Consider the following 6,548-nt stretch of genomic DNA (forward strand, 5'->3'; position numbering starts at 1 on the left):
CTCAGCCCTTGTTGTCGGCAATGCGCACGCGCGGATCGAGCATGCTGTAGATGATGTCCACCACCAGGTTGATCAGGATAAACAGCGTCACGATCACCATCAGGTAGGCGACGATCACCGGCCGGTCCAGCAACTGGATCGAGTCGATGATGAGCTTGCCCATGCCGGGCCAGGCGAAGATGGTCTCGGTCACGATCGCAAAGGCGATGATCGAGCCGAACTGCAGCGCGATCACGGTCACGATCGGGATCAGGATGTTCTTCAGCACATGCACGCCGACGATGCGGGTATTCGACAGCCCCTTGGCGCGCGCGAACTTGACGTAGTCCTGCAGCATCGCCTCCTGCGTGCCGGCGCGCGTAAGCCGGATCACCATGGCGATGTTGAGCAGCGACAGCGTCACGGCCGGCAGGATCAGGTGCCGGATCCCGTCCGCGGTCAGGAAGCTGAGCGGGATGCCCAGCACGCGCACGGTCTCGCCGCGGCCGTTGGACGGCAGCCAGCCCAGCTGCACCGCGAACACCATGATCAGCATCAGCCCGACCCAGAAGGTAGGCAGCGAGAAGCCCAGGATCGACACCGTCATGATCGACTTGCCGGCAATGCCCTGGGGCCGCAGCCCGGCCCACAGGCCCAGCGGGATGCCCAGCACGATTGCCAGCAGGATCGCGCAGATGGCCAGCTCCATGGTGGCGGGCATGCGCTCGAAGATCAGCTTGAGCGCGGGCGTGCCGTGCGCGAACGACGTGCCCAGGTTGCCTTGCAGCGCGTTCTGCAGGAATACCCAGTATTGCTCCCACAGCGGCTTGTCCAGGCCCAGCGCGGCGATGGTGCGCTTGATGTCCTCCTGGTCGGCCTGCGGGTTGATCAGGATGTCGACGGGATTGCCGATGGCAAAGACGCCGAGGAAAACCAGCAGCGACATGACGAAAAGCACGACCACGCTCTGCATCAGGCGCCGGATGATAAAGACCAGCATATTGAAACCACTTTCCTTTCGCGCGCGAATGCGCACGCCGCCCGGGAGCGCCATGCGCTTCCAGGCGGCGCGGCAGCCATGCGCGGCACCGCGAACTCAGCAGCAGGCAGCCTGCTTACCGGGGCCTGACCTACTGGGGCTTGAAATTATGCGCGTACGTGCGCTCGTCGGTGCGCGGCACGTAGACGATGCCCTTCTGCGTGGCCCAGGTGGTGACCTGCTGGTGGATCGGGATGATACCGCCATCGTTGATCGCGATCGCGGTGGCTTCCTGCAGCAGCTTGGAACGCTCGGTGTCGTCCACGGTCGACAGCGCCTTTTCCAGCACCACGTCCATCTTCGGGTTGCAGTACTCGCCCCAGTTGGTGGTGCCGAAGCCCTTCTTGCTGTCCTCGCACGCCAGCAGCGCGCGCAGCGGCGAACTGACCTCGCCGGTCTGCGCACCCCAGCCGAGCAGGCCGAACGACCACTCGTGCTTGATGCCCTTGGACGAGTACGTCGCCATCGGCATGCCCTCGACCCGGGTGGCGATGCCGATGCGGGTCAGGTTCTGCGCGATGGTCTGCGCGATCTTCTCGTCGTTGACGTAGCGGTTGTTGGGCGTGTGCAGCGTCACGCCGAAGCCGTTGGGAAAGCCTGCCTCGGCCAGCAGCTTCCTGGCGCCCTCGGGGTCGTACTTGACCGTCTTCAGGTTGGGGTTGTAGCCGAACAGCGTGGGCGGCACCAGGTTGTTGGTCGGCTCGGACAGGCCCTCCATCAGCCGGTCCTTGATGCCCTGCCGGTTGATCGCCATGCTGATGGCATTGCGCACGCGCGCGTCCTTCAGCGGGTTCTTGTCGAGCGGCGCGCCGTCCTTGGCAGTGACGAAGGGCGACTTGTCGCGCTTGGCATCGAAATACAGGTAGATCACGCGATGCGAGATCTTGGAGAAGAACGCCAGCTTGGGATCCTTGCGCACCTTGGGCAGGTCGGGCGTGGGCACGTTCTCGATCGCCTGCACATCGCCCGACAGCAGCGCCGCCAGGCGCGTCGCCGGGTTGGGGATGAAGCGCAGCGTGACCTTGTCCCAGGCCGGCTTGTTGCCCCAGTAATCGTTGTTGCGCACCAGCTCGACCCGGTCGTCACGCGCGTAGCTGACGAACTTGAACGGGCCGGTGCCGACCATGCCCTTGCCCTGCGCGAAGTCATCCGAGCCCAGGCCCTGCGTGGCCTTCTTCTGCACGATGAAGATCGAGGTCAGGTCGTTCAGCATCAGCGGATACGGCTGGCCGGTGGTCAGCTGGATGGTGTGCTTGTCGATGATCTTCTTGCTGACGATCGCCTTGGTGTAGACGTCGAACTTGCCCGGGCTGTTCTGGATGGTGGCGGGGCGGTCGAGCGACCAGATCACGTCCTCGGCGGTCAGCTCGGAGCCGTCGTGAAACTTCACGCCCTTGCGGATCTTGAATTCCCAGGTCAGGTCATTGACCAGCTTCCACGACTCGGCCAGGCCCGGGATGATGCGGCTGTCCGGGTCCATCTTGGTCAGCGAGTCGAACACATGCTCGGAAACGTTGATGTTGGAGAACAGGTTGTAGAAGTGCGGATCCATCGAGGTCGGCGGCGAACTCATGGCCAGTTTGAGGTCCGCGGCCTGGGCGGTGCCGGCCAGCGCGAGGCCAAGGGCCCCCGCCACCGCCACCGCGCCAATTGCCTTCTTGAAAGTGCGAAGGGACATCGCGCAATTCTCCCTGTAGGAAGTGAAGCAGACGTTTTAGGATCGGCAATGCGCGCGCGCAGCGGGTCACGAGCGGCGCTGCTTTTTGGTGCGATGGGGCATCACAAAGCGACGGTATTGCCGGCCGGGCACTTCAAGCATGAACTGTTCCAGCAGTGCACATGCCACGGCAATGCGGGGAAACCCACCCGCACTGGCATATTGCACTGCGCCAAGCCGGGCAGCGCGCAGCAAATCGCCGCGTTTTGGCGCTTTCGCGAGAGGCATCGTATGATCCGGGGTATCCCATTGCTAACGCCTTAGACCCCAAGGTTGCCCGGCATCATGAAGCTCATCCCCGAAATCCTGCAGGCACAAGCCGAAATCCGCGCGATCCGGCGCGACATCCACGCCCATCCCGAACTCTGCTTCGAAGAACAGCGCACCGCCGACGTGGTCGCGCGCAACCTGGAATCGTGGGGCATCGAAGTCCACCGCGGGCTCGGCACCACCGGCCTGGTCGGCGTGATCCGCAACGGCAGCAGCGCGCGCACCATCGGCCTGCGCGCCGACATGGACGCGCTGCCGCTGCAGGAAGCCAACACCTTCGACCACCGCTCGCAGCACGCGGGCAAGATGCACGCGTGCGGCCATGACGGCCACACCGCGATGCTGCTCGGCGCGGCACGCTACCTGGCGCAGCACAAGCCCTTCGACGGCACCGTGCACCTGATCTTCCAGCCGGCCGAGGAAGGCGGCGGCGGCGCGCGCGAGATGATCAAGGACGGCCTGTTCGAGCGCTTTCCGTGCGACGCGGTCTTCGGCGTGCACAACTGGCCGGGCATGCCGATGGGCGCGTTCGGCACGCGCGCGGGCCCGCTGATGGCTTCGAGCAACGAGTTCCGCATCGTCGTGCGCGGCAAGGGCGCGCATGCGGCCATGCCCAACAACGGCAACGACCCGGTGTTCACCGCGGCGCAGATCGTGTCGGCGCTGCAGGGCATCATCACGCGCAACAAGCGCCCGATCGATACCGCGGTGATCTCGGTCACGCAGTTCCATGCCGGCGATGCCACCAACATCGTGCCGGACCAGGCGTGGATCGGCGGCACCGTGCGTACCTTCACGGTGCCGGTGCTGGACCTGATCGAGCGGCGCATGGAAGAGGTGGCGCGCGCGGTGGCGGCGGCATTCGACTGCACCATCGAATACGAATTCCATCGCAACTATCCGCCCACCATCAACAGCGAAGCCGAGACCGGCTTTGCCGCTGCGGTCGCCGCCGAACTGGTCGGCGCGGACAACGTCGACAGCAATGTCGAGCCCACCATGGGCGCCGAGGATTTCTCGTTCATGCTGCAGCACAAGCCGGGCTGCTACCTGTTCCTCGGCAATGGCGACGGCGGTCACCGAGACGCCGGCCACGGTATCGGGCCTTGCATGCTGCACAACCCGAGCTACGATTTCAACGACGAACTGCTGCCGGTCGGCTCGACCTTCTTCGTGCGGCTGGTGGAGAAGTGGCTGGCACCTGCCTGATGGCAGATAACTGAAGGCCGATACCTGATGGCATAGACCAGAGCGTGCCCGAGCACGCCTGCCCGGGCAGGGCAATACGATCACGACAGGGGAGCTTCGGCGATGGGGCGTTCGGCGCTGGATCGCGAGACCGCACGCAGTTTTGCGCGCGTGGCGCTGGAGAATATCCAGCGCCGTTATCCTTACAAGCTGGACCACATGATGGCGGGCGCCGGCGACCTGGCCGGGCCGGCCGCCTGGCATCCGGTCTTTTGCGGCAGCTACGACTGGCACTCCAGCGTGCACATGCACTGGCTGCTGGTGCGGTTGCTGGCGCTGTTCCCGGACCTTGACGAGGCGCCGCGCATCCGCGCCATGCTGGACGCTCAGCTGCGCCCGGACGCCATGGCCGCCGAACTCGCCTACTTCCTCCGCCCGGATTCACGCACCTTCGAGCGCCCCTACGGCTGGGGCTGGATGCTGAAGCTGCAGGCCGAGCTGCTGGCGCTGGCGCGGCACGACGCAAACGCCACGGCCTGGGCCGAAGCCTGCGCACCGCTGGCGTCGCACTTGTCGCAGGAACTGGCGAATTTCCTCGATGCGGCAGTGTTCCCGGTACGCACCGGCACCCACTACAACAGCGCCTTCGCGCTGGTGATGGCGCTGGCCTATGCGCGCACGCACCAGGACCTGGCCTTGCGCCGCGCCATCGTACGGCGCGCGCATCGCTGGTTCGGCCACGACCAGAAGTACCCGGCGCGCTACGAACCGGGCGGCGACGAATTCCTGTCCGGCGGGCTGACCGAAGCCGTGCTGATGCACGCCGTGATGGACGGCTGTGCGTTTTCGGAATGGTGGGAGTTGTTCGTGCCGGGCCAGGCCGAACTGGCCAACTGGCTGACACCGGTAACGGTGTCCAATCGCAGCGACCCCAAGAGCGCGCACCTGGACGGGCTGAACCTGTCGCGCGCATGGTGCTGGCGCATGCTGGAACCCGCCCTGCCCGATCCGCTGCGGCCGCTGGCAATCCGCGCGTGGTCGGACCATATCGAGGCGTCGCTGCCGCAGGCGGTGGAGGGCGAGTATGTGTCCACGCACTGGCTGGCGTCGTTCGCGGTGCTCGCGCTGGCCGAGCCGATCGGCGGCTGAGGTGCCGCCGGCGCTGCAATCTAGTCCAGCGCGATGTCGCCGTACCAGGCTTCGGCCTTGCTCTTGGTGTTGTCGGTATCGGTCATGATACCCACCGCGATGACGCGGCCGGGGTCGGCCCCGAACGCCTTGCGGTAGTCGGCGCGCAGATCGCGTTCGTGGCAACGCCATTCATTGGCATGCTTCGTACCGCTATCCACCACGATCATGCGCACACGGTCGGTGTGCGGGTTTTTCACCACCGCGCCTTCCGGGCGCTGCCCGCCCCAGATATACATCAGCGTCGCGTACGGCATCTCGCGTCCGGTGGTCAGCCGCGCCATCTCGTACATCAGCTGGTCCTTGAGCGGCAGCGCGCCCTTGTCGCCGTCGAACGCCACGAAGAGCCGCAGCGGCGAATCCTCGCGCGGGCCATGGCTGTTGTCGGCGTTGCGGATGACTCCGCTGGTCTTCCAGGTCCAGCGCAGCATGCCGGCATCGCGCTCGCGCAGCGGCACGTAGAGGCCGGAGGCCGAGCTGTCGGCCTTGGCGTGCACCACCACGCGCTGGTCGACTTCGGCCATCGAATAGGTGGTGGGGATCTTGTTGCGGTTGATGGTCCACGGCTGCCAGCCTACCGGCAGCTGGTCGCGGCGCGGCGAAACCGAAAACAACGGTAGCGTCGCGAGGGTGGCCGGCGAGGCGGCTGGTTCGCCATCGTCGCCGGCTTCGGCATCCGCCGCGCGGGTATTGGCAGCGGCCAGGGCGTCGGTCTCGGTCACCACGGTCTCGGCCTGCGCCGCCGCGTGGGCTGCCATGTGCTCGGTGAAGGCCTGGCAATCGATGGCGGAGCCGGAAGCAATCGGGGCGGCGGGGGCCGGATCGCCTTGCGGCGCGGCGGGTCCAGGGGGAGTGGTAGCGCAACCTGCCAGCAGCAGCGCGCCGGCGGCGCCAGTCAAAACCAGCCGGAACATCTTGGCCGTCATGTAACCCCTCGAAACCCGTATTCGCGGACCCGCTCCGTCGGCAAGGGTCCGCTCTATTGCTCACTGCTTGCTGCAAACACCTGTTGCAACCGCCTTCGTGCCCGGCGTGGGCACTTGAGGGTCGAACATAGCAGAAGGCGGTCCGAGCAGGAATGCGCCACGACCCGCAATGCAGCATGAAAACAACGGCGACCGCCACAGTGTTCTGGCCGCGCCAAAGCAAAAACCCCTCGCAGCGAAC

6 protein-coding genes are annotated in these 6,548 nt (G+C 65.8%); 2 read left to right on the forward strand and 4 right to left on the reverse strand.

The window, feature by feature from the left end:
* Position 1 precedes the first annotated feature (1 nt).
* From CBM2594_RS14830 to CBM2594_RS14840, 3 genes are all read right to left on the reverse strand, one after another.
* On the reverse strand, positions 2-979 hold the full coding sequence (locus CBM2594_RS14830; RefSeq protein ID WP_116357492.1) for an ABC transporter permease: 978 nt from the start codon (positions 977-979) through the stop codon (positions 2-4).
* A gap of 130 nt (positions 980-1,109) precedes the next feature.
* Complete coding sequence (locus tag CBM2594_RS14835) at positions 1,110-2,696, reverse strand: ABC transporter substrate-binding protein (RefSeq protein ID WP_116357493.1); 1,587 nt, start codon at positions 2,694-2,696, stop codon at positions 1,110-1,112.
* Positions 2,697-2,762: 66 nt separating this feature from the next.
* Positions 2,763-2,963 (reverse strand): hypothetical protein, encoded by a 201-nt coding sequence (locus CBM2594_RS14840; protein WP_147310421.1) that lies wholly within the window; start codon positions 2,961-2,963, stop codon positions 2,763-2,765.
* 57 nt (positions 2,964-3,020) lie between these two features.
* Here CBM2594_RS14840 and CBM2594_RS14845 point away from each other — a divergent pair, with 57 nt between their 5' ends.
* Together CBM2594_RS14845 and CBM2594_RS14850 are read left to right on the forward strand one after the other, a co-directional pair.
* Complete coding sequence (locus tag CBM2594_RS14845; RefSeq protein WP_116357494.1) at positions 3,021-4,214, forward strand: M20 aminoacylase family protein; 1,194 nt, start codon at positions 3,021-3,023, stop codon at positions 4,212-4,214.
* A gap of 102 nt (positions 4,215-4,316) precedes the next feature.
* Positions 4,317-5,342 carry a DUF2891 domain-containing protein gene (locus CBM2594_RS14850; RefSeq protein WP_116357495.1) on the forward strand — a complete coding sequence of 342 codons (1,026 nt, stop codon included), beginning with the start codon at positions 4,317-4,319 and terminating at the stop codon, positions 5,340-5,342.
* A gap of 20 nt (positions 5,343-5,362) precedes the next feature.
* Here CBM2594_RS14850 and CBM2594_RS14855 read toward each other — a convergent pair whose 3' ends face one another.
* On the reverse strand, positions 5,363-6,307 hold the full coding sequence (locus tag CBM2594_RS14855; protein ID WP_116357496.1) for a DUF3047 domain-containing protein: 945 nt from the start codon (positions 6,305-6,307) through the stop codon (positions 5,363-5,365).
* Positions 6,308-6,548: the final 241 nt, after the last annotated feature.

Origin of the sequence: Cupriavidus taiwanensis, from assembly GCF_900249755.1 — a bacterium.
GTDB lineage: Bacteria > Pseudomonadota > Gammaproteobacteria > Burkholderiales > Burkholderiaceae > Cupriavidus > Cupriavidus taiwanensis_D.